Below are 22,407 nucleotides of genomic sequence, written 5' to 3'. Positions count from 1 at the left end.
TCAGTTGCGACCTTGGTTGCTGCTTCAGATGCCAGCTCGGTTGCCACCTTGGTTGGCACCTCGATTGCCACATGTCCAATGGATTTCTTGCCTCCGCCATGACCGTGAAAGCGCTCGCCCCGGGAACCGTCATCTTCCATCGCCATCGCGGCTATGGCGTGATCACGGCCGTCAACCTGCTGACGGGCTGGATCGCGGCCCGCTTCGGCAGCGAGTCGCGGACGCTCGACCTGAACCTGTCCACCGACGAAGTGCAGTTTGCCGACGGCGAAGCGATCCTGTTCCGCCGCGCCCCGCCGGACCGCATGCCGCACGCGCGGCTGATGGCGCTGGTGCGCGCGCTGCACCGGGCCGGCTACCAGAGGCTGTACCTGTATTCGTGGCCGAAGCCTTCCGGCCTGCACTGGCGCTGGCACATGTTCACCGGGCAGCGCGACTGGATGCAGCGTTCGTGGCGCGAAGGCTGGTATGGCTCGGGTGCCGACTACAACGTCAATCCCGTGATGGGCTGGGGCGATACGCCAGGTGCCAGCACGGAGGAGCTGATCCATGCGCTGGCGAAGTTCGATCCCCAGGGACTGGCGCAGGCGCTGGGCCGGGACGAAGACCACACCGCGTGGTTCGCCAATGTTTGCGATGCGCTGCTGCCGGGTTACATGTACAGCCTGGACATGCAGCGCCCGCAGGGCACGCCGCTGACGGACATGCCGCCGGTGCCGGTGGTGCCCGTGCGCGCCGGGCTGGCGCCGTACAGCGGTCCCGACATCGGCTGGCCTCCCGGCTGGGCCGGGCTGTGGTCGAAGGTGCATGCGCCGCCGGCGCCGCGCATCAATCTCACCGGGATTCCCGAGACCTGACCGGGCCTGCCGGATTCCGGTTCCGGGAGCTCAGCCTGTACGAGCTCGGCCTTTACAGGCTCACCCTCTATCGTTACGCAGGTGGTTGCGGTAATCCGGATTCAGGATCGCCCCGCACCCGCCATTGAAGAAATCGACCAGGTTGCGGAAGGCATGGCTGAAGTACAGCTCGTAGCTGTCCTTCTCCACATAGCCCAGGTGCGGAGTCGCCAGCACGTGCGGCATGCGCAGCAGGATCGAGTCGGCGGGCAGCGGTTCGCTCTCGAACACGTCCAGCGCGGCGCCGCCCGGGCGGCCCGAACGCAATGCCGCTTCCAGCGCACCCGCCGCCACCAGTTCGGCACGGCTGGTGTTGACGAACAGCGCGGTCGGCTTCATCCAGGCCAGGTCTTGCGCCGTGACGATGCCGCGGGTGGCGTCCGCCAGGCGCAAGTGCAGGCTCAGCACATCGGCCTCCTCGAAGAATGCCTGCCGGGACGATGCGGCACGCCAGCCATCGGCTGCCGCCGCGGCACGGCTGTCGGCACTGCCCCAGACCAGCACGTCCATGCCGAATGCCTTGCCGTAACCGGCCAGCAGTTTGCCGATCTTGCCGTAGCCCCAGATCGCCAGCGTGCGGCCCTTCAGCGCCGTGCCGAGCGTATTGAAGGGCTGGCTGGTCGACACGGTCTGCCACGTGCCTTCCTTCAGGTTCGCGGCATACGGCACGATCTTGCGTTGCGCCGCCATGATCAGCGCCCATGTGAGCTCGGCCGGTGCAACCGGCGAGCCGGCGCCCTCGGCGATCGCGATGCCGAATTCGGTGGCGGCGGCCACGTCGATATGCCCGCTCACCTTGCCTGTTTGCGATATCAATTTCAAGTTTGGCAACTTGGCCAGCAATGCACGGTTGAGCTGGGTACGCTCGCGGATCAGCACCAGCGCGTCGAACGGCGCGAGCCGCGCAACCAGCTGCCCCAGGCCGCGCGTCGTGTGATTGAATACTTTTACGTCATGACTGTCGAGAAGCGAAAAGCAGTCCAGTTCGCGCACGGCGTCCTGGTAATCGTCGAGTATGGCAATTTTCATGGGAGTTAGATGAAATTCCTTTTCAATTAGTAGCTAGTTAACGAGATTGTGAATATCTCAAATAGCTTACTACTTTAGTCAACCATTTTTCCTACATTTTTGTCGGAAAGGATTAGGGGCAGGTGTACAATCGATCACGCCGTTGAGCGCCATCATTGTGCTCCGGCAATTATTCGTTCCTTCTCCTGTATAGCGCTCACAACTGCGCCGGGAGCGCGCCCTCGATTTTGCTGATCTTTAATGGTTTCGATGATCTGCAACCGGGCGCATCGACAGACCGCCGTACACCGCCGCGCATTCTTCCTTCGAATGCGGCCCGAGCGAGCTAGCCAAAAGCTGACGACGATCCTGCCGCCGGGACAACACCGCGGGACGACACAGAATTCTTTATTGGCATTGGAGGTAGTACCATGAACCAACCCCTGATGGAGGGCGTTGCTGCAATGAACGCACCAGCTTACATCAAACATCAAAAGCTGATCAATTGGGTGGCCGAAGTGGCCGCACTGACGAAGCCGGACCGCATCTACTGGTGCGACGGCTCGCAGGAAGAGTATGACCGCCTGTGCGCCGAGATGGTGGCCGCGGGCACGATGAAAAAGCTGAACGAGGCCAAGCGGCCGAATTCCTACCTGGCGTGCTCGGATCCTACCGACGTGGCACGCGTCGAAGACCGCACCTTCATCTGCTCGGCGAAGAAGGAAGACGCCGGCCCCACCAACAACTGGATCGACCCGACCGAAATGCGCGGCACGCTGAACGGCCTGTTCGACGGCGCCATGGTCGGCCGTACGCTGTACGTCGTGCCATTCTCGATGGGCCCGCTGGGTTCGCCGATCGCGCACATCGGCGTGGAACTGTCCGACTCGCCATACGTGGCCGTCAACATGCGCATCATGACGCGCATGGGCAAGGCCGTGTACGACGTGCTGGGCGAGAACGGCGACTTCGTGCCATGCGTGCATACCGTGGGCGCGCCGCTGGCCGCCGGCCAGCAGGATGTGCCGTGGCCATGCAACAAGACCAAGTACATCGTGCACTTCCCGGAAACCCGTGAAATCTGGTCGTACGGTTCCGGCTACGGCGGCAACGCGCTGCTGGGCAAGAAGTGCTTTGCACTGCGCATCGCCTCGAACATGGGCTACCAGGAAGCGCAGCAGGGCGGCAAGGGCTGGCTGGCCGAGCACATGCTGATCCTCGGCGTGGAATCGCCGGAAGGCAAGAAGCACTACGTGGCGGCGGCGTTCCCGTCCGCCTGCGGCAAGACCAACTTCGCCATGCTGATTCCGCCGGCTTCGTTCAAGGGCTGGAAGATCACCACGATCGGCGACGACATCGCCTGGATCAAGCCGGGTGCCGATGGCCGCCTGTATGCGATCAACCCGGAAGCGGGCTACTTCGGCGTGGCCCCGGGCACGAACGAAAAGACCAACTTCAACTGCATGGCCTCGCTGAAGGAAAACGTCATCTTCACCAACGTGGCGCTGACGGACGACGGCGACGTGTGGTGGGAAGGCATGACCAAGGAAGCGCCTGCGCACCTGGTCGACTGGCAGGGCAAGGACTGGACGCCGGCATCGGGCACCAAGGCGGCGCATCCGAACGCGCGCTTCACCGTGTCCGCCGTGCAGAACCCGGTCATCGACCCGGCCTGGGACGATCCGGCCGGCGTGCCGATCTCGGCCTTCATCTTCGGCGGCCGCCGCTCGACCACGGTGCCGCTGGCCACCGAGGCGCGCGACTGGGTCGAAGGCGTGTACATGGCTGCCACGATGGGTTCGGAAACCACCGCCGCCGCCGCCGGCCAGATGGGCGTGGTGCGCCGCGATCCGTTCGCGATGCTGCCGTTCATCGGCTACAACATGAGCGAATACTTCCAGCACTGGCTGGACCTCGGCAAGAAAGTGTCCGGTGCCAACCCGGCCGCGCTTCCGAAGATCTTCTGCGTCAACTGGTTCCGCACCGACGAGCACGGCCACTTCGTCTGGCCTGGCTTTGGCGACAACATGCGCGTGCTGAAGTGGATGCTGGAACGCATCGAAGGCACGGCCGGCGGCATCGAAACGCTGTTCGGCACCACGCCGCGCTATGGCGACCTGCACTGGGATGGCATTCCGTTCTCGCCGGAAGAATTCGAGACGATCACGTCGATCGACAAGGATGCCTGGCGCGAAGAGCTGAAGCTGCACACCGAGCTGTTCGACAAGCTGGCCTATCGCCTGCCGGAAGAGCTGCTGGCCAACAAGGCCAAACTGGAGCAGCGCCTGGGCGTGTAATCGCACACCGCCAGCGAAGCTGACAGATGAATGGCGCGCGCCGCAAGGTGCGCGCTTTTTTTTTCATGTTGCCCCCGGTAAGATGCAGCAGGCAATCAACTACACGGAGCAAGCATGCACGGTCACGAATCCAGCCGCCCAACCGCAGGCGCCAGTGAACTCGACGACGATACCCTCGCTTTCGCGCGCAAGGTATTCCAGATGGCCCGCGGCGGCGAGACGGAAGCGCTGGCCACGCTGCTGGGGCAGGGGATGCCGGCGAACCTGCGCAACGAACGCGGCGACAGTTTGCTGATGCTGGCCAGTTACAACGGCCATCCCGACACGACCAGGGCGCTTCTCGAACACGGCGCCGATCCCGAACTGCAGAACGACGCCGGCCAGAGCCCGCTGATGGGCGCCGCATTCAGGGGCGACCTGGCAATCGCCACGCTGCTGCTCGAGCATGGTGCCCAGGCCGACGGCCCTGGCCGCGACGGCAAGACGCCACTGATGTTTGCCGCCATGTTCAATCGCGTGGAAATTGCCCGGCTGCTGCTGGCGCGGGGAGCGGATCCGTTCGCGGTCGATGCCGCCGGCGTATCGATCCTTGATGCCGCCCGGAAAATGGGCGCAGCCGACACCGCCGCGTTACTGGAAGCACTGCCGCCGCGATGACTGGCTGTCGGTGCCGTCTCAGGCACCGCCCAGCTTGGAGAGCGCAAAGGCGGCCAGGAAGCCGGTCACCGTGATCAGCCCGGCATAGTCGTGCGCTTCCTCGAAGGCTTCCGGGATCATCGTGTCCACCAGCATTGCCAGGATCGCACCGGCGGCGACCGCCGTCGTGGCAGCGACGACCTCGGGCGGGAAACGCTGGAACACCGTATAGCCAAGCAGCGCCGCGGCGCCCGATGCCAGCGCGATGCCACCCCAGATGCCGAAGATATAGTGCATCGAACGGCCCGCCCGCTTCATGCCGGCGGCGCTGGACAGTCCTTCCGGAATGTTCGACAGGAAGATCGCCGCGACCGTTACCGTACTCACCGCACCGCCCTTCAGCAGCGACAGGCCGATGACGATCGATTCCGGTATGCCATCCATCAGCGCGCCAACCGCCAGTGCAAGCCCGTTGCCCTCATCCGCCTGCCGCCCGCTGGAGCGCTTGCGGTGCTTGGCGCCGAAGGAGGACAGCACCCGGTTGGCCACCGTGAAGACGATGGCGCCACCAAGGAAGCCGACCGCGGTGGCGTTGAACCCGCCCTGGCGGAATGCTTCCTCCATCAGGTCGAACGACAGCGCAGAGATCAGCACGCCACTGCCGAACGCCATGATGGCGGCGATCAGCCGCTGCGGTACCCTTATCCAGTAGCCGGCGGCGGCCCCCAGCAGCAGCGCCGAGCCCGCCACCAGGCCCCAGAAGCCCGCCTGGGCCCACAATGCGATACCGTCCATGTTTCTCCTGTTTCTCCTGTTTTTCCTGTTTCTTACTGCCCAGGTCGATTGTCGGGCCATTCCTTCCTGCGTGGCGTCCGGCACGAGATGGACGAAAGGGCTTGCTGTTTCGCACACCTGTGCTAAAGTTCCTGCATGAATATCCAGCAAAGCACCGCCAAGAGCGAAACCACCTATGCCACGATCATCGCCGCGGCGATGGACATGGCGGCCGCCGAGGGCATCGGCAAGCTGTCGCTGGGGGAGCTGGCGAAGCGCACGGGCATCAGCAAGAGCGGCGTGTTTTCACGGGTCGGCTCGCTGGAGGCATTGCAGGCCGCAGTACTCGACGAATACGACCGCCGCTTCGCGGACGAGGTATTCATGCCGTCGATGGCGGCGCCCAAAGGGTTGCCGCGGCTCGTCATGCAGGTCAACCTGTGGCTGAAGAAGGGCAGTGACGAGGCGCCGCGCGGCGCCTGCCTGTACACCGCGGGCGCCTTTGAATTCGACGACCTGGCCGGACCGCTGCGCGACCGCCTGGAACTGGGTGTGGCGCGCTGGCGCGCATCGCTGCGCAAGACCGTGCTGCAGGCCATGGAAGCAGGCCACCTGCGGCCCGATACCGATCCCGAACAGCTGGTGTTCGAGATCTACAGCCTGATCATCGGCGTGATGCACGACGTGCGCTTCCTGCGCGATGCCACCGCGCCGCGCCGCATGGGACGTGCCTTCAATCGCCTGATTTCGACGTACAAGAGTTTCAACGAAGCTGAGTAGTGCCGCGGGCGGACTACGCCCATTTTTTTGACCCAATTTCGCACGACTGTGCGAAATATTGCCGGCGACGGCTGAAGAGGAGTTTGTAATGTCCGCTCTATGGTTGCTGGTACTGCCCGTTGCCGGGCTGTTGTGGCATGTCGTCGCCGAAGCGATCAGTTCTCTGCCTGACTGCAACGACGATTTCGGCTTCTATTGAAGAGCCGGTCTACCTGCATGCCGGAGGCCGCTATGTTCGCTATAGCGCGTTGGAATCTGGGCGGCCAAGGCAAGGTGTAGAATGACTGCCGGATATGCTTCCCGGCTTGTAATGGCACATAGCAAAAGCATAATCAAACCTTGCGGAGTATGTCTCGATCCGTACCTGGAATGTGCGGCCGGCGCTCAGGTCTCACTGGCACCGATGATGGCGCCGCCGAAATGGCCCGGCGTTCCACTCCAGGCGTCACGGATGGAGCGAAAGCCCATGCGCTGGCATGACCCAAGCCGCGATCGATCGGGATGGCCTGCAACGTTCATACTTACGAATTGGCCGAACTAAATATGAAAAAAAGCGCAGTCGTCTTCGCCGGATATTTCCCCACTCCGTTCTCTGTGCAAGTCGGCAAAGAGTTCATCGATTATTTTTCAGCGCATTTTTCGGATTGCCATTTTTATGTCGGCCTGAACCAGGCTGAGTGCAATGAGCAGTTCGTGACATTGCTAGCGCAGTCGGGCCTTTCATATGAGTTGCGCATTGCTCCGGCAGAGTTGACGCTCAATAGCGATGCCAGTGCCTACCAGGCCGCGTTGGCGCAGCTGCGCGACAGTTGTCGCACCGATTTCGACTATGTCTACCTGTTCCACTCGAAAGGGGCAACCAACGTCGAGTCAAAAAAGCTGCGTGACCATTTCCTGCCACGCTTTGCGAACCGGTCGCACGTCGAGGCGGTGCTCGATATGGACCGGATCGGATCGTACTCGCTGTTCCTCAGCAAATCCAAATTGCGTTTCGAAGACCAGCTGAGTGGATATTTCCCGTTCGAGCGGCCATATTTCTTCACTTACCTGTATTTCCACACCATCTACGCATTTCGCGCACAGCCGGTGCTGGACTTCGTCTATGGCTGCAAGGCGGAATTTTTCCGTACGAACCTGAAGGACCGGTATTTCTTCGAGCGTGATTTTCCCCACGCGATCTGGCGTCAGGGTTATGCGCCGTTTGGCGACTTCATCGTGAACTGGAATGATGGTTTCCCGGCCGGAGAGGTGGACCTGAACAGCGATATCGCCGTGTATCTGGGCCGGCCACTGGACTTCAGGATTCGATAGGAAAACGGCCTGCGATATGCCGATCGGGCGAAAAAAGCCGGCGCTTAACAGCGCCGGCTTGGGGCCGACCCGGCCGTACTCACTTCTTCTTCAGCAGCGGCACCAGGTACTTGCCCGTCACGCTGTCGGGATTGGCCGCCACGTCTTCCGGCGTACCGGTGGCGATGATGCGTCCGCCGCCGGCACCGCCTTCGGGACCCAGGTCGACGAGCCAGTCGGCTGTCTTGATCACGTCCAGGTTGTGCTCGATGATCACGAGCGTGTTGCCCTGGTCGCGCAGGCGGTGGATCACCTTCAGCAGCAGGTCGATGTCGTGGAAGTGCAGGCCCGTCGTCGGTTCATCGAGGATGTACAGCGTGCGCCCCGTATCGCGTTTCGACAGTTCCAGCGACAGCTTCACCCGCTGCGCTTCGCCGCCGGACAGCGTGGTGGCGCTTTGTCCCAGCTTGATGTAGCCGAGACCCACGTCGAGCAGCGTCTGCAGCTTGCGGGCGATCGTCGGCACGGGCTTGAAGAACGTATGCGCGTCTTCCACCGTCATGTCGAGCACTTCGGTGATGCTCTTGCCCTTGTAGTGCACCTCAAGCGTTTCGCGGTTGTAGCGCTTGCCATGGCACACGTCGCACGGCACGTACACGTCCGGCAGGAAGTGCATCTCCACCTTCAGCACGCCGTCGCCCTGGCACGCTTCGCAACGGCCGCCCTTGACGTTGAACGAGAAGCGGCCGGCGCTGTAACCCCGTTCCTTCGCCGTCGGCACCGTGGAGAAGAGGTCGCGTATCGGCGTGAACAGGCCGGTATAGGTGGCCGGATTCGAGCGCGGCGTGCGCCCGATCGGCGCCTGGTCGACGGAAATCACCTTGTCGAAGTGTTCCAGGCCGCTGATCGAATCGTGTTCCGCCGGCTCCGTCTGCGAACCGTACAGGTGGCGCGACAGGACCGGGTATAGCGTATCGTTCACCAGCGTCGACTTGCCGGAACCGGAAACACCCGTCACGCACGTCAGCAGGCCGACCGGCACCGACAGGGTCTGGTTCTTCAGGTTGTTGCCCTTGGCTCCGGTAATCACCAGCTGGCGGTTCGGGTCCGCCGCCTGGCGCTTCTTCGGCACCTCGATCCTCAGCGAACCGTTCAGGTATTGCGCCGTCAGCGATTCCTTGTTCTTCAGGATGTCCTTCAGCGAACCGGCCGCGATCACGTCGCCGCCATGCACGCCGGCGCCCTTGCCCATGTCGACGATGTAGTCGGCGGTGCGGATCGCATCCTCGTCGTGTTCCACCACCAGCACGCTGTTGCCGATGTCGCGCAGGTGCTTCAGGGTGTCGATCAGCCGGTCATTGTCGCGCTGGTGCAGGCCGATCGACGGCTCGTCGAGCACGTACATCACGCCCGTCAGCCCAGAACCGATCTGCGAGGCCAGGCGGATGCGCTGTGCTTCGCCGCCGGACAGCGTGTCGGCCGAACGGTCGAGCGACAGGTAATCCAGGCCCACGTTGTTCAGGAAGGACAGGCGCGCCACGATTTCCTTGATGATGCGGTCGGCGATGTCGCGCTTGGCGCCCTTCAGTTTCAGCTGCTCGAAGAACGACAGCGTGTCGCGCAGCGGCTTTTCGGCAATCTCGTAGATCGCCTTTTCCTGCTTGCCGGTACCCACCTTCACGTGGCGTGCTTCCACGCGCAGGCGCGCGCCTTCGCACGTAGGGCACTTCTTCTCGTTGATGAACTTCGCCAGCTCTTCCTTCACCGCCATCGAATCGGTTTCGCGGTAGCGGCGCGCCAGGTTGTTCACCACGCCTTCGAACGTGTGCTCCTTGACCACGGCGCGGCCGCGCTCGTTGACATAGGAGAACGGGATCGTCGTCTTGCCCGACCCGTGCAGCACGGCATTCTGCGCGGTGGCGTTCAGTTTTTCGAACGGTGCATCGAGGTCGAAACCATAATGGTTCGCCAGGCTTTGCAGCATCGAGAAGTAAAACTGGTTGCGCCGGTCCCAGCCCTTCACGGCGCCGGAAGCGAGTGACAGGTTGGGGAATGCCACGATCCGCTTCGGATCGAAGAATTCGATGTGGCCCAGGCCGTCGCACTCGGGGCAGGCGCCCATCGGGTTATTGAACGAGAACAGGCGCGGTTCCAGTTCCTGCAGCGAATAGCCGCAGCTGGTGCAGGCGAACTTGTTGGAGTAAACATGTTCGGTGCCGGCGTCGATGTCGTAGGCGATCGCGCGGCCGTCGGCCAGGCGCAGCGCCGTCTCGAAACTTTCCGCCAGGCGCTGCTTGATCTCCGGGTTCACCTTCACGCGGTCGATGACCACGTCGATCGAGTGCTTTTCCGTTTTCTTCAGCTTTGGCAGGTCGTCCACTTCGTAGATCTTCGCGTCATGCGTACCGCTTTGCACGCGGAAGCGCACGAAGCCCTGGGCCTGCATCTGCTCGAACAGGTCCACATGTTCGCCCTTGCGGTTCGCCACCACGGGCGCCATGATCATCAGCTTCGTGCCTTCCGGCATGGCCAGCACTGCGTCGACCATCTGCGACACCGACTGCGCCGACAGCGCATGGTCCGGATGGTTGATGCAATACGGCGTGCCGACGCGGGCGTACAGCAGGCGCAGGTAATCGTGGATTTCCGTCACGGTGCCAACGGTGGAGCGCGGGTTGTGCGACGTGGCCTTCTGCTCGATCGAGATGGCCGGCGACAGGCCTTCGATCAGGTCCACGTCGGGCTTTTCCATCAGTTGCAGGAACTGGCGCGCATAGGCCGACAGCGATTCGACATAGCGGCGCTGGCCTTCTGCGTACAGCGTGTCGAATGCCAGCGACGACTTGCCGGAGCCGGAAAGTCCGGTGATCACGATCAGCTTGTTGCGGGGCAGGTCGAGGTTGATGTTCTTCAGGTTATGGGTACGCGCGCCGCGAATGCGGATTTCTTCCATGTATGTATGTGCCTTGAGTATGCGAGGGAACGACAGGGACGGCCAACCTGAACTGTCGCCCGCTTGGCGTGTGCGGCGTCCGGAGACCAACCTAGCCACAATGCTGGCGTTCGATTCGATTTCAAGACCGTTGGAACATTTTGATGCGGGTCAGGGGTCGAACTAGCCGTGGCCGATGAATACTGTATATAATACCAGTATTCAAAATCCGCTGCGCACCACACGCGGAAAACGTCCCTAACTTGCATCCCTTTGCATCCCTTTGCTTCCAAAAATACATCCAAATACATCGGCCGCGTGGTGTGCCGTCCACAGGCGCTGTCTTATAATGATCGTTTGGTAAATATTCACGCAGGAGTACTACATGGCATCTGTCAATAAAGTCATCATCGTCGGCAACCTGGGCCGCGATCCGGAGATCCGCTACATGCCGAGCGGCGATGCCATCGCCAACATCGCCGTTGCGACTTCCTTCAAGTCAAAGGATCGCAACACGGGCGAACAGAAGGAACTCACCGAGTGGCACCGCATCTCGTTCTTCGGGCGCCTGGCGGAAATCGTCGGCCAGTACCTGAAGAAGGGTTCGTCGGTCTACGTCGAAGGCCGCCTGCAGACCCGCAAGTACACGGACAAGGATGGCGTTGAAAAATACGCAACCGACATCATCGCGCAAGAAATGCAGATGCTGGGTGGCCGCCAGGGCATGGGCGGTGGCGATGCGATGGGTGGTGACGAAATGGGTGGCTACGATGCGCCGCCGAGCCGTCCGGCCCCGCGCCCGCAGCAGTCCGCCGCTCCGGCGCCGCGCCCGGCACCGAAGCCGGCGCCGAACTTCTCCGATATGGATGACGATATTCCATTCTAGGACCCAATAAGCGAAAGATGTAAATAAAGCCCTGCAAGTCTTTGATTTGCGGGGCTTTTTTCTTGTTTGCAAATTTCCTGGTAACAAGGTAAAATGTACCGTTACCTAATGAGGAAGTGTAAACAGCGATGAGCGAGTTTGGCCTAGTAACTGTAGATTTCGGGAATGGAGAGCGACTGCCACTACTCATCAGGAAGTCTACAAGGCTCGGCGATTTTGATGCAGCAACGTATGCCTTGTCTCTTCGAGACAGGGGACTTAAGGCGAAAACCATTGAATCTGCCGTCCGGGCAGTTCTCATCTTGTATGAGGTTCTTCAGCAGAAAGGCGTTTCTCTTTACGAGCGTACCTCACGTGGCGAACTGCTGACCCAAGCGGAGGTCAACGCTATCTCTGATCGGTGCAAAACAAGGGCCGACGCGCTTGATGACCCCGCACTCGGAGTGATTTCGCTTGCAAACGCAAGACGCAAGAAGGCACGATTCATTCGTTCAAAAGATGAGGCTGTCAGTTCCAAGACCGCCAAGATCCGCTTGCTCTACATCATAGATTTCTTGAAAAACTTCTCGGACCGAATGCGTCTTCAAAAAGTGCCGCCACGAGACGCCGAGTTTCAGAAAGTCAGTGATCTTGTCATAAAGGCGTTGTCGAGTAAAAAGCCTACGGTTCCAAAGGGGTCAGATAGACGGGGAATACCTGAAGAAGCGCAAGCTCGGCTTTTTCAAGTCACCCACCCGGATTTTGCTGGAAATCCCTGGAAGACTAATTTCCTTCGAAAACGAAATTATTTAATACTTAGATTGCTGTTAGAGCTCGGTATTCGGAAAGGAGAGCTGCTGGGCATTAAGCTAGATGACATTAATCTCAGAGCCGGTCTCATCTTTATTGCTAAACGCACAAACGACATTGATGATGAGCGTACTCGGCCTGCCACCACTAAAACCCTGCCGCGCTTGCTCACATTGAACGATGAGCTAGTGAAACTGGTGCTGGAGTATTTAGAGGGTGTACGTTCTACTCGTCGTCTTGCTGAGACTCATCCTTATCTGATTGTTTCGGATGAGGGGGGAGCCCTCGCTATCAATGGTGTTGACTACGTCTTCTCTTCACTTAGAGCGTCGTATCCCGAGTTCGTTAAGATTTGTGCGCATATCTTGCGACACACCACCAACGATAGATTCAAGAAACTCTGCGAGGGCATGGATCCAGACTTGGTGACGCTCATACAGAATTATCTGATGGGTTGGACAAAGAACTCTGATACATCGCGAACATATACCAAAGGCTATGTAGAAAAGAAGGCCATGGAGGTATTCATGAGGCTTCAAGGTAAAATCTTCCAATGAACTCCATTATTGCAACCGACCTCCAGCGAAACTTTTTTGATGCGCAGCTCCCATTGTCTGTTCGTCTTCGGAGCAAGGCAGTATTCAATCCAGAAGGGGATCATTGGAAGTTCATTGACGGTATCTACCAGGTCTATATGAACTTCACGGATTTGCCTGCTCAAGTTTTTCCGCTCGTGCTTAATGCGAAATTTGTGTTGATCAGTTTTCTTGAGCGCAACGCTCCGACGTACGCAGTTAATATGTACCGAGTTTTCTCGCGTTTAGCCGACGTAATTGTCATGACGGCAACTGATGAGGTAGAGGCGATTACTGAGGCTCACGTCCTCAATTACGTGGCAGCACATCGGCACAACCAAGGTGAAGAAGGTACGCTCTCAGCATTTATTGCTCGATGGGAAGAGCTTGGTCTCCCTGGATTATCGGCGGAGGCAGCTGAAGTCCTTCGGAGGATGACAAAGAAGGGAAATGTTAAGGGCAAGGCGGTTCGAACTCTGGATCCAATAGAGGGGCCGTTCACAGACCTGGAAGTGCAACTGCTGACCCAGGCGTTAGATATTGCTTACGTAGATGGCGCGCTTGCTCCAAAGTACTACTTTTTGACTTACCTAGCGATGTTGACCGGCCAGCGGGCCTCGCAGTACTGCGCCCTTAAGGTTTGTGACCTAATCGTCAAAAAGGATGTCAGTGGCGCAGTCACGTATGAGATTTCCATTCCAAAAGCTAAGCTACGCGGAGCTTCCATTAGGGATGAGTTTCTGGTACGCCCACTCTTACGCCAGTTTGGAGAGGGGTTGGCTGCATATGTATCCGATGTGCGGGCTCACTACCCTCACTTAGGTCAGAACGCTCCAATGTTTCCAACAGACGTGAATTCAGAGGTCGAGCAGCTCGACAGCGATTTTGCGGAGCATTGGACGCCTAGCACATTAGCTCGTGCATTCAGGTCTACTCTTAGCCATATAGTACCGCTAAGCCCCCGCACTTCTGCACCGATGCATATGGTGATTGGCCGCTTCAGGGATACGCTAGGCACACGAGCAGCACAAGAGGGCTTTGGGGAACTAGTTATCGCTGAGATCCTGGGGCATGTAGATACGCAAAATGTCAAATGCTATGTAGCTGTAGTGCCTGAGATCGCCAAACGCCTCGATAGGGCCTTATCGAAAGATTTGGCGCCGATTGCAAACGCCTTCGTAGGGAAAATAATCGCTAACCCTTCTGATGCCACCCGTTTTGGCGATGCCAGCAGCGATATTATCGACTACAGGAACAGCGGTGAGCAGGTCGGTGCATGCGGTACAACATATAATTGTAAGTTTAACGCGCCCGTCGCGTGCTACACATGCCCCAAATTCGAGGCTTGGTTGGATGCTCCTCATGTTGCCCTTTATGAGCAGCTGGAGCGAGAGCGCGAGGTAGCGCTGGAAGTTAGCGGCGAACGGATGGCAGCAGTCAACGATTTGACCATGCTAGCCATCAAAAATGTTATTGATGAATGCGCGCGTATGAGAGCGATGAACAAGAACGATATCCATGAATAAAACGCTCCTCTTTAAATCGAGGGCGGACTTAACAGCAGAAGAAAACCTGGCTGCCTTCGTGCGATATTGTCGTATGAACCTTGTCCTTTTTGGGGGCGACCTCGCTTTCGATGAGGACATCTGGGACATCACCGAGACCTATCCTGTAAAGGGTGCAACTAAGCGCAATCGTGCGTACTTCTCAAGCTATGAAGCTGCGAAAGCACAGCGGTACGCGCCGGCGATGTCGCCACAATTTAAGGATTTCGCTAAGGCTTATTTTAGATATTCACTAAGTCTTAGAAGCAGTTCAGCTTGGGCAAATCGAATTGCGGCTCTGCGTGCTTTGGACCACGCGTTAGTCCTAGAGGGGCAAGAGGGGAGGATTACTCGCGCGACGCATGATACATTCGTTCGAGCGTGCAGCATAATTCAGCAGGGATATGCGTCCATTACTGCGCCGAAAATTGCAGGGCAACTAAGCGAAATTTGTGACTTGGTAGTCAGGTTAGGTTTCTGCCAAATGAAAACTCCTTGGAAGAGTACTCTCAAGCGGAGTCAGGACTCCGGAACTCGGGTGGGTGTAGAGGCAGAGAAAGCTCGAGATGAGAAGCTACCGTCAAAGGCTGCTATCGAGGCGTTGGCTTATATATTTCAAAATCCGGAAACACCTGCGGAGCGAATCGTAACCTCTGCCGTTGCGCTTATGTACTGTTTCCCGCAGCGAATCAATGAAGTTGTGAGACTGCCGTACAACTGTGAGGTCGAGTACGACGCGGAAAATAACCCAAATTATGGTCTCAGGGAATCTGGTTCTAAGGGCTTTCAGGATTCCGTGCGCTGGGTCTTGGAGACAATGGAGCCTGTAGCCCGCAAGGCAATCGCTAATCTCAAGGAAGCTTCTCGTGAGGCACGCAAGGTGGCTGCTTGGTATGAGCAGAATCCTGGGAAAATCTATCTGAAACCAGAATATGAGTATCTCCGAGAACAACAGTATGTAAATCTGGACGAGGTCGGTCTCATGTTATATGGCCTTCCTCGGCAGGTCTTGTTTTGGACAGACGAAAAAGGCTCCAAATTTAAATTTCCCAAGATATGCTCTTTTTCCTACATTGAGCAACTAGTGCTCAGGAAGCTCCCGCCAGACTTGCTCCGGCCGTCGCCGAATCTCAAGTACAGTGAGAGCCTCTTTATTGCCTTACGATTCGAATTGAATGCCAAAATAATGCCGTATTGCTGCATCGTCGAAAGAGTCTCGCCAGGGGAAATTACATCCCGGCTAACTAGCAGTGGAACTGCACGATCATTCTTTGAAAATCGGGGATACACTGACACTGATGGCAAACCTTTAGAGATGAAGTCGCATCAAGCACGCCATTATCTTAATACTCTTGCTCAGTCAAACGGGGCTTCACAACTCGATATCGCAATGTGGTCGGGGCGCGCAGATCCTTCCCAAAATAGTACATACGACCACGTTACTCCTAGTGAACTTCTAAGCAAAACCAAAGCAATCGCGCTTGCAGGGAAATCGCAACTATTTGCGGGAGTTACCGATATACCGAAAATTCGCGTAGTGGCCCACCGTGACGATGCTACGGGCCGCTTGATAACCGGTACGGCACATGCGACGCTCTATGGTATGTGTCGGCATGATTTCGCCGCTTCTCCATGCCCAATTCATCGCGATTGTCTTAATTGTCACGAGCATATCTGTGTTAAAGGTGCGCACGTAAAGCTGGCCAACATAAAGCGTATGCATGATGAAACCGAAGGGCTGCTAACAAAGGCGGAAGCCGCCGAGGGCCAGGCTAAGTACGGCGCGTCTCGATGGGTTAGCCACCACCGTCAGACCCTAGAGCATTGCAAACAACTTATTTCCATCTTGGACAGCACGGTAATTGCGGATGGGGCGCTTGTTGCGCTAAACGATGTAGTGTCTGCTTCTAAGGTCGAGCAGGTGAAATTCTTGAGGGAGGAGAAATCGGGACAACCGCGTCAAAACAGGCTGTTGGAAAGGCTGCGTAATGGCAAAAAATAGGGCGCGGACCATAGATAACAACATTATCGAAGTAATAGATGAGATTCTTAGGCAATGGTCCGGTAAGTTGAGCTGGGACTTGCTGAGAGCTGCTATTAAGGACGGTATTGGGGTTGATTACACTCGGCAGGCGCTGGCGAACCATAAACATATTGTTGACGCATTCAACATACGAAAACGTGCGCTACAAATTGAAGCAGGTCGTCCTATCTCAGTAGTCAACGACGTTGCTGAGCTGCAAAAGAAGATTGCTCAGCTGGAAGCCAAAAATGAGATGCTTGCCCTTGAGTGCAAGAACTATCGCGCTATGTTTTTTGTATGGGTGAAGAATGCCGAGAAAGAAGGAATTTCGGAAAGGAAACTAAATGAGCCATTGTCGCCATCTCAGCAACAAAGCACCGACGATATAGTTTCCATCTATGACGTGAATAAGAAGAAGAAAAGTTAATGTCGTCAAAAAATGGAGCGTTATTAAATCATTAGAGCTCCACGAATTTGGCTTCGCGCGACGAAAAAACAGCCATTGTTGCTCATCGTAAAGTAAGCCGTCAATACTACTCGCTGACGTATACGGTTTTTGACGAAGTGTGATCTGACATGCTTATCACCACAGCGGCCTATAATTATAGTTGCCGTGAAGGCTATAAGAAAAGCGCCAGCAGAGGCAATTCTACGCACTAAACCTCGAACCCTGCGGCTCTTGACATTTCGCGCGCGGACCGTTTTTTCTATAGCTATACTGCTGTAGGCCCGCTGTAGTTACCTGACGTGGTACTGTAGACGCAAAAGCCAACAGCAGGTTGTCTTAGTCGCGTGGAGTTGCGCACCTCTAGGATTTCTTCCCTAAAAGAATTTCATTTTTCAACGCAGCCTCCTCAAAAGCCTCATAGAACCTAGCACCTGTAGTTCCGAGCGCCATGCACCATGTCCTCAACTCAACAGGGTCTATTCGCCGCTGCCCACGCTCGCATTTGCTGACAAAGACCTGGGTGACCTGCAGTCGTGTAGCGAGTTGCTCTTGCGATAGACCTGCAGCAAGCCTCTCTTCGCGGAGAAGGCGCAGCATGAGCGCGTACTGTTGAGAGTGAATCGATTTTTCCATTCGGGCAAGTTGTTGAAGAATTCAACACAGCTTGCGCGATGTTCAGAATTAGTCCAAAATAGACTATTCCAAAATCGAATACATGCAGTTGCCGGGAGGTCGCGTTTGATTGCACACAGGCCTGATTGGTCGGTATCTTGAGCAGTGATGTATGTCGGGTGAGTCCTTGCGGGCTAGCAATGACTGAAGAGGCGAAGGCTGGGCGAGCGAAACGGAACGAATATTCCTTCTTAGCCTTTATTCAACCGTTCGATAGCAAACCATATTTGAGTGGAGGGCGTAGATTGTTCCATGCGTATGAATCTTGGGAGGATCGGACAAAATCCGAGTTGCTTCAGGGCCTGTTTGGTCAGCCGGGACTGCGGCAATTTGTATTCGTTGAAGTACCATTGAATAATATGGTATTCCACGTAGATGTTGCGCCGAGGGATGCAGGCGGCTACTGGCGAAGGTTCATATTTAGCAAGTTCCGTGACATTCTTGACTTTTCAATGCAGGAGAAAGTGCCAATAGCAAATATCAGCGTTCAGTCTCGACGTGAAAACAGCCAAACATACAGCATCACCAATCTTAAAGAAGTTTATGAAATAACTACCTCCCAAGGGCTGCAAAGAAACCTGTTTGTTTGTGTTGATGGGACCGAGGTAGACGAAGAGCCTCATCGTGCCGGGGGTAAGCCTGTCAGAAAAATCAGAGTTTGGCCCGGAAAACAGATGTAGAATGAAATTATCGTGGACGCAGCCATTCTTAAATACGCACGGTGGTGATTGGTGCATTAATTCGTTGCCATGGATCGACTGGGAAATGAAGTGCAGGAATCTAGAATGATCGAGGCTGTTGATTATTATGGTCCAAGGTCAGGTATCGCAGAAACGCCCATCTGCTTCCTAGATTTTGATGGGGTACTCCATCCAGATGCAGCGTTTAAAGTGGCAGGCCGAGGTATTCAGTTGCTGGCTGAAGGGCACCAGTTGTTCGAATGGGCAGGCATACTCGAGGAGCTTCTTTTTCCTTATCCTAAAATTAAAATTGTACTCAGCACGTCATGGGTACCAATGCGAAGCTTTAAATACGCCAGATCTTGCTTGCCAAGCGGGCTTCAATCTCGCGTAATTGGAGCAACCTATCATAGTCGAGCAATTTCCAGGCATGAATTCGCGTTATTTACTCGAGGAGAGCAGGTTCGTCAATACGTCGTGCGACATTGTTTGACCCGCTGGTGTGCTATTGATGATGATTGCGAAGGTTGGCCGGAGCACTATTTATCGAGGTTTGTTCAAACGGAGGATAGTACGGGGATTAGCCACGAAGCTGTGCAGAATCGGTTGCGAGAAATTTTTGCATCGTTATGAGCTAGAATGCATTCCCGGGTATCAGCGTTTGGAAGAGTAACAGTAACTATGTCAGTTCCTATGTTTGTATTAACAAAAATGAGTATTTCGCGAGCATTGAGCAGCCGAAATAACTTTTTCTGGGAATGCTAGAACTTCAACCGGCGCTACGCAACCAGTACCAGCAATGTGGGGAACCCAAGCATTCGGGAACAAGAACCAAGCTGCGGTCGCCCAACCATCATCCAACTGAAGAAACTTGAGAGTGTTGGCTATTACTTGCAATGGTTTGCCCATTTCGTCAAATTGAAAATTTGCAAATAATTGTCTGTCACTGTTAGTTACCGCAAAGATCTGCTTATGCCTTATCCAAGTTTCGCGGAGCAATTTTGAAGATATGAAGTCCAGATTTTGACGCCGTTGTAACTCATCCGCCGTGATCCACTCCGTCATAGACAACATTTTATCGATGCTTTGCTGGCGAAAATCGTTCTCAAGCAACAGCTGATTTATAAGGTCAGTCATAGTATCGATCCAAGGCAATATCGGCCATCATACTGTTTCCTCGACAAAGCTGTAGCCGCAATGTACGCAACAGCTAATCTACTGACCCCAACCACATTTTTCCGATACTTGGGCACGCCCAATGCTACGATTAACGGGCTCTTCACCCAACTTGCCAGCCGCCCGCGACTGACAAATTGAAGTGTGGTTGCTTCGTGTGCTGATGCATGTTCCCTCCAATCTGGACTGCATCGCCTGCTGACCAGTTGACTCAACGCCTAGGCGAGACAGTTTGCAGGCGCGACAGCTATGAGCACGGCGGCATCAGCGGCCAACACGCAGCGGGCGTCTCCAAAGTGAGTAAATTACTTGGTTGTAAGCTTTACATCATTGATGGTGTGCTCGATTGCTTGCAGGACGGAATCTAAATCTTTAGGGTTCGGGCGCAACCCGGGATGACCAGCGGTATCGTTTCTAGCGTGTGCCAAGAGCGCTTCCAAGTTGACACCTTCCTTCTGTGCCGCGTACAGCACAGCGATCAAAGCGTGTTCGTAAATGCCTGCTGCCGCTGTGGTCTGGTTTTGGTTCATGGTCGTCTCTTAGATGGTGGAGCTGCCATCCTAGCACTATGCCGTTCCACAGCTCGAAAGGAGCGGCGACACTACCGCCGCCTCTACAGTGCTAGCTTTGCTTCGACCATACACTGGGCAATGGCATCAAGTGCACACGCTTGGAGCTTCGGATCGGGGTGGGCCAAGGCAAAATGCCTCAATACGCAGCAAATGGGTGACGTAAAAGGCCACTCGAGTTGAGTAAGGAGTCTACCAAGTCGAGGCAAAGTCACCAAGGTTGTGTAAAACCAGCTACTGCGCAGCAGTTGACGGCGAGACTAAGCGATAAATCAATGGGTTAGCGCAAGCATCGAAATCGCTGGTAATCCAATCTGTAGTTTTGGCACAATCGAAGGTGGCCTTTCGTCAGCTGTGACACGTACTGCACAATCCATGTGACCTTTACTGGCTCAAGAGAGGATTGCTACGTGTGCGTAAGCAACCACCTGCCGGTGCAAGTAATTGTCCTGAACATCAGGCAGGTCCAAGCGAAGCGAATGCCGGCATCATCTCTTCCATATGTGTTGCGTTGGCTCATGGGCTAACGAGGTTTGCTGCGGGGCGACGCGTCAATACAAGTTCATCCCATCACCAATTGTTCACGCGTCCGTTTGTACGACAGTCATGCGGGAGAGATCGATCGCATCCTTGACACGGTCGCCAAGAGCTACGTGACCCCGGTTCATGCATGTAGCGCTCCCAGGCAGACCGCGAATCGAATTTGGGAATCAGGATAATGGCCTACGTGTCGACCAGCTAGAGCTTTCTCGACCGCCAATTCCCAGATCCAGGCACGAGCGCCTGCAGCTCGCGCAACGTGTCGACCAAACATGAGACGCTTGATTGCACCAGTCATGGCATTACTCGTCGCTGCCCCAGCCTTCGAACAGTTAGCGGCATGCCAGCGGTGCGCACTGGTGATGGCGGGGAACTTGGCATCAGCCGTAACGGTACGCGGGCTGCGGGTAAAGGCCCGGGGCGATATGTCACTGGAACGGTCGGCGTCGATCCCCTGTTTTCCGCCAGCCCCCTTGCGTACAGCAGCAGCCTGCGTGAACTTCCAACCGGGGGCCCTGTCGGCCTAACATAGTCATCCGGTGGGCCACACTCATTTTGACTGCAGGCGTCGGGCGAGTCCAGCGCTGGGCAGGTAAGGTCGAGGAAATCTGTCCTGGCGGCGTGATCTGGACACCGCCAGGCGTCGAACACTGGCATGGCGAGCACCAAACACTGCGATGATGCATATTGCAATTCAGAAGCAGGTAGATGGCAAAGCTGTGGAATGGATGGGAAAGTTACTGAAGCCGAGTAAAACGCAGTGCGCGTGACGGGAGCGAAGACTACGCCATCCGACTGCAGCCTTGCCATAATTGATATAGCACTGGCTGAGCTGCAGAGCCTGGGCGTGCGCCACGCTGAGATCAAGTTCCGGAAGCGGGAACGCGAACAAACTACCCTTACATGATGGAAAAAACATGGACCACTACGACGAAGAATCCAACGAGCTGCTGCAGGAAACGATCGATCGCGGCTATATCGAGGAGGGCTCCGCTGCGAACGGTGTGGCCAGACAGTGCTTTGATCAAGGATACGACTCGCTCACAGACAAGCAAAAGGCGGTCTATGATCTGCAGGTTGTACCGCACTTGACGAAGATCGTTACGGAACGCGAAACAGAAATGCGCATGCGCGGCATGCCGGACTGATTGCTATTGGCATTCCCCCTCACCCTTCCCGGGGGGCTTATGGGGGGGCGCGCGATGGGCTCCGTGGCCCCGCTGCCGCCGTTTTTTCGTGGGGTCAGCTCAAGGATGGCAAGGCGGCCGGCTTCATAGCGCAAGCGGCGGCTCAAGGGGCATGACAGCGCTTTTTGCTGGCATGAAGCTTGAAAAGCTTGCCAGCCTCATTTTGGGCAGTGCGGGGGTTGATGTTGCCGTCGCTCGCCTTTCGCGCAGCGGGCATCATGGGTAGTGCGCTGTTGACGTTTCCTGCTCTTCGCAGATTGAGCATTGCGCTTCGCGTTGCGCGATCATTTCAGGCTTGAGTGGTGCCCACTGCAGCTTGCAGCTGCGGGCAACATGCCGTTGCGATAGGAGGACTGGAGGCGGCCACAGGCAGGTCCCGCAAGGGACGGAGCATAGCGAACCCGGAAGGAGGACGGCCCGCAGGGTATCGCCCAAGAATGGAAAATTGAGGGACCTTGCTCAAACCGAACAGCTGGAACGTTCGCGTGATCAGAACGTCTGCGCGCGAAACCCAAAACATACCCGAGGAATCGCCAATGCCTAGGAAGACGTCCTAGAGACGTCCGCCAGAAGGCGTATCGCAGCGGCGCCGATATTCCCGATCTCCTCAAAAAGTCATAAACAGGTTGCATGTGTGACGAATGGAGAGAATTGGGGCATCACTTTTCATTAATACTCTCCGCCAGGCATGCAGCACAACAAAAA

At 56.5% G+C, this 22,407-nt stretch carries 19 protein-coding genes; 13 read left to right on the top strand and 6 right to left on the bottom strand.

What is annotated here, in order from left to right:
- Positions 1 to 104: 104 nt before the first annotated feature.
- Positions 105 to 857 (top strand): L-asparaginase, encoded by a 753-nt coding sequence (locus FHS02_RS14575; protein ID WP_137317571.1) that lies wholly within the window; start codon positions 105 to 107, stop codon positions 855 to 857.
- Positions 858 to 917: 60 nt separating this feature from the next.
- On the opposite strand, the gene FHS02_RS14570 is transcribed toward FHS02_RS14575, so the two are convergent.
- Positions 918 to 1,925, bottom strand: coding sequence for a D-2-hydroxyacid dehydrogenase family protein (locus tag FHS02_RS14570; protein WP_137315201.1), 1,008 nt, complete (start codon positions 1,923 to 1,925; stop codon positions 918 to 920).
- Positions 1,926 to 2,335: 410 nt separating this feature from the next.
- On the opposite strand from FHS02_RS14570, the gene FHS02_RS14565 reads away from it, so the two are divergent.
- Positions 2,336 to 4,201 (top strand): phosphoenolpyruvate carboxykinase (GTP), encoded by a 1,866-nt coding sequence (locus FHS02_RS14565; protein WP_137315200.1) that lies wholly within the window; start codon positions 2,336 to 2,338, stop codon positions 4,199 to 4,201.
- Between the two features lie 114 nt (positions 4,202 to 4,315).
- Positions 4,316 to 4,858, top strand: a complete 543-nt coding sequence (locus FHS02_RS14560) for an ankyrin repeat domain-containing protein (RefSeq protein ID WP_137315199.1) — start codon at positions 4,316 to 4,318, stop codon at positions 4,856 to 4,858.
- 18 nt (positions 4,859 to 4,876) lie between these two features.
- Here FHS02_RS14560 and FHS02_RS14555 read toward each other — a convergent pair whose 3' ends face one another.
- A complete protein-coding gene (locus FHS02_RS14555) occupies positions 4,877 to 5,632 on the bottom strand; it encodes a ZIP family metal transporter (protein ID WP_137315198.1) in 756 nt (251 codons plus the stop codon).
- A 135-nt stretch (positions 5,633 to 5,767) separates the two neighbouring features.
- On the opposite strand from FHS02_RS14555, the gene FHS02_RS14550 reads away from it, so the two are divergent.
- Together FHS02_RS14550 and FHS02_RS14545 are read left to right on the top strand one after the other, a co-directional pair.
- Positions 5,768 to 6,391 (top strand): TetR/AcrR family transcriptional regulator, encoded by a 624-nt coding sequence (locus tag FHS02_RS14550; protein ID WP_175424865.1) that lies wholly within the window; start codon positions 5,768 to 5,770, stop codon positions 6,389 to 6,391.
- A 543-nt stretch (positions 6,392 to 6,934) separates the two neighbouring features.
- Positions 6,935 to 7,702, top strand: coding sequence for a hypothetical protein (locus FHS02_RS14545; RefSeq protein ID WP_137315197.1), 768 nt, complete (start codon positions 6,935 to 6,937; stop codon positions 7,700 to 7,702).
- A 79-nt stretch (positions 7,703 to 7,781) separates the two neighbouring features.
- Here FHS02_RS14545 and uvrA read toward each other — a convergent pair whose 3' ends face one another.
- A complete protein-coding gene (gene uvrA / locus FHS02_RS14540) occupies positions 7,782 to 10,634 on the bottom strand; it encodes an excinuclease ABC subunit UvrA (protein WP_137315196.1) in 2,853 nt (950 codons plus the stop codon).
- 364 nt (positions 10,635 to 10,998) lie between these two features.
- Between uvrA and ssb the strand changes: the two genes are divergently transcribed.
- From ssb to FHS02_RS14515, 5 genes are all read left to right on the top strand, one after another.
- A complete protein-coding gene (gene ssb / locus FHS02_RS14535) occupies positions 10,999 to 11,499 on the top strand; it encodes a single-stranded DNA-binding protein (protein ID WP_137315195.1) in 501 nt (166 codons plus the stop codon).
- 128 nt (positions 11,500 to 11,627) lie between these two features.
- A complete protein-coding gene (locus FHS02_RS14530) occupies positions 11,628 to 12,845 on the top strand; it encodes a tyrosine-type recombinase/integrase (RefSeq protein WP_137315194.1) in 1,218 nt (405 codons plus the stop codon).
- Entirely contained in the window at positions 12,842 to 14,389 is a 1,548-nt protein-coding gene (locus FHS02_RS14525; RefSeq protein ID WP_137315193.1) for a site-specific integrase, read from the top strand. Before FHS02_RS14530 ends, FHS02_RS14525 begins: the two co-directional genes overlap by 4 nt.
- Positions 14,382 to 16,409, top strand: a complete 2,028-nt coding sequence (locus FHS02_RS14520) for a hypothetical protein (RefSeq protein WP_137315192.1) — start codon at positions 14,382 to 14,384, stop codon at positions 16,407 to 16,409. The genes FHS02_RS14525 and FHS02_RS14520 overlap by 8 nt, the downstream gene beginning before the upstream one ends.
- Positions 16,396 to 16,857, top strand: coding sequence for a hypothetical protein (locus FHS02_RS14515; RefSeq protein ID WP_137315191.1), 462 nt, complete (start codon positions 16,396 to 16,398; stop codon positions 16,855 to 16,857). The genes FHS02_RS14520 and FHS02_RS14515 overlap by 14 nt, the downstream gene beginning before the upstream one ends.
- Positions 16,858 to 17,238: 381 nt before the next feature.
- Here the strand turns inward: FHS02_RS14515 and FHS02_RS14510 are convergent, their stop codons facing one another.
- Entirely contained in the window at positions 17,239 to 17,475 is a 237-nt protein-coding gene (locus tag FHS02_RS14510; protein WP_229422856.1) for a helix-turn-helix domain-containing protein, read from the bottom strand.
- A 215-nt stretch (positions 17,476 to 17,690) separates the two neighbouring features.
- Here FHS02_RS14510 and FHS02_RS14505 point away from each other — a divergent pair, with 215 nt between their 5' ends.
- Both FHS02_RS14505 and FHS02_RS14500 read left to right on the top strand, forming a co-directional pair.
- Positions 17,691 to 18,230 carry a hypothetical protein gene (locus tag FHS02_RS14505; protein WP_137315189.1) on the top strand — a complete coding sequence of 180 codons (540 nt, stop codon included), beginning with the start codon at positions 17,691 to 17,693 and terminating at the stop codon, positions 18,228 to 18,230.
- 105 nt (positions 18,231 to 18,335) lie between these two features.
- Positions 18,336 to 18,863: an HAD domain-containing protein gene (locus FHS02_RS14500; RefSeq protein WP_137315188.1), complete on the top strand. Its 528-nt coding sequence runs from the start codon at positions 18,336 to 18,338 to the stop codon at positions 18,861 to 18,863.
- Between the two features lie 69 nt (positions 18,864 to 18,932).
- Here the strand turns inward: FHS02_RS14500 and FHS02_RS14495 are convergent, their stop codons facing one another.
- Complete coding sequence (locus FHS02_RS14495; RefSeq protein ID WP_137315187.1) at positions 18,933 to 19,367, bottom strand: hypothetical protein; 435 nt, start codon at positions 19,365 to 19,367, stop codon at positions 18,933 to 18,935.
- A gap of 344 nt (positions 19,368 to 19,711) precedes the next feature.
- The gene (locus FHS02_RS14490) at positions 19,712 to 19,936 is read right to left on the bottom strand and encodes a hypothetical protein (protein ID WP_137315186.1); all 225 of its coding nucleotides are present in this window, start codon (positions 19,934 to 19,936) and stop codon (positions 19,712 to 19,714) included.
- A gap of 1,496 nt (positions 19,937 to 21,432) precedes the next feature.
- Between FHS02_RS14490 and FHS02_RS14485 the strand changes: the two genes are divergently transcribed.
- The gene (locus tag FHS02_RS14485; protein ID WP_137315185.1) at positions 21,433 to 21,663 is read left to right on the top strand and encodes a hypothetical protein; all 231 of its coding nucleotides are present in this window, start codon (positions 21,433 to 21,435) and stop codon (positions 21,661 to 21,663) included.
- Positions 21,664 to 22,407: the final 744 nt, after the last annotated feature.

The sequence above is a fragment of the Pseudoduganella umbonata genome (genome assembly GCF_014192225.1).
GTDB classification, from domain to species: Bacteria; Pseudomonadota; Gammaproteobacteria; order Burkholderiales; family Burkholderiaceae_D; genus Rugamonas; species Rugamonas umbonata.
This window is presented reverse-complemented; position numbering and strand designations above follow the sequence as displayed.

What these genes read in the sequence shown, in the direction of transcription:
- FHS02_RS14570 (WP_137315201.1), bottom strand. Translation starts at nt 1,925, where the DNA reads ATGAAAATTGCCATACTCGACGATTACCAGGACGCCGTGCGCGAACTG.
- FHS02_RS14565 (WP_137315200.1), top strand. Translation starts at nt 2,336, where the DNA reads ATGAACCAACCCCTGATGGAGGGCGTTGCTGCAATGAACGCACCAGCT.
- FHS02_RS14560 (WP_137315199.1), top strand. Translation starts at nt 4,316, where the DNA reads ATGCACGGTCACGAATCCAGCCGCCCAACCGCAGGCGCCAGTGAACTC.
- FHS02_RS14555 (WP_137315198.1), bottom strand. Translation starts at nt 5,632, where the DNA reads ATGGACGGTATCGCATTGTGGGCCCAGGCGGGCTTCTGGGGCCTGGTG.
- FHS02_RS14550 (WP_175424865.1), top strand. Translation starts at nt 5,768, where the DNA reads ATGAATATCCAGCAAAGCACCGCCAAGAGCGAAACCACCTATGCCACG.
- FHS02_RS14545 (WP_137315197.1), top strand. Translation starts at nt 6,935, where the DNA reads ATGAAAAAAAGCGCAGTCGTCTTCGCCGGATATTTCCCCACTCCGTTC.
- uvrA (WP_137315196.1), bottom strand. Translation starts at nt 10,634, where the DNA reads ATGGAAGAAATCCGCATTCGCGGCGCGCGTACCCATAACCTGAAGAAC.
- ssb (WP_137315195.1), top strand. Translation starts at nt 10,999, where the DNA reads ATGGCATCTGTCAATAAAGTCATCATCGTCGGCAACCTGGGCCGCGAT.
- FHS02_RS14530 (WP_137315194.1), top strand. Translation starts at nt 11,628, where the DNA reads ATGAGCGAGTTTGGCCTAGTAACTGTAGATTTCGGGAATGGAGAGCGA.
- FHS02_RS14525 (WP_137315193.1), top strand. Translation starts at nt 12,842, where the DNA reads ATGAACTCCATTATTGCAACCGACCTCCAGCGAAACTTTTTTGATGCG.
- FHS02_RS14520 (WP_137315192.1), top strand. Translation starts at nt 14,382, where the DNA reads ATGAATAAAACGCTCCTCTTTAAATCGAGGGCGGACTTAACAGCAGAA.
- FHS02_RS14515 (WP_137315191.1), top strand. Translation starts at nt 16,396, where the DNA reads ATGGCAAAAAATAGGGCGCGGACCATAGATAACAACATTATCGAAGTA.
- FHS02_RS14510 (WP_229422856.1), bottom strand. Translation starts at nt 17,475, where the DNA reads ATGCTGCGCCTTCTCCGCGAAGAGAGGCTTGCTGCAGGTCTATCGCAA.
- FHS02_RS14505 (WP_137315189.1), top strand. Translation starts at nt 17,691, where the DNA reads ATGACTGAAGAGGCGAAGGCTGGGCGAGCGAAACGGAACGAATATTCC.
- FHS02_RS14500 (WP_137315188.1), top strand. Translation starts at nt 18,336, where the DNA reads ATGATCGAGGCTGTTGATTATTATGGTCCAAGGTCAGGTATCGCAGAA.
- FHS02_RS14495 (WP_137315187.1), bottom strand. Translation starts at nt 19,367, where the DNA reads ATGACTGACCTTATAAATCAGCTGTTGCTTGAGAACGATTTTCGCCAG.
- FHS02_RS14490 (WP_137315186.1), bottom strand. Translation starts at nt 19,936, where the DNA reads ATGAACCAAAACCAGACCACAGCGGCAGCAGGCATTTACGAACACGCT.
- FHS02_RS14485 (WP_137315185.1), top strand. Translation starts at nt 21,433, where the DNA reads ATGGACCACTACGACGAAGAATCCAACGAGCTGCTGCAGGAAACGATC.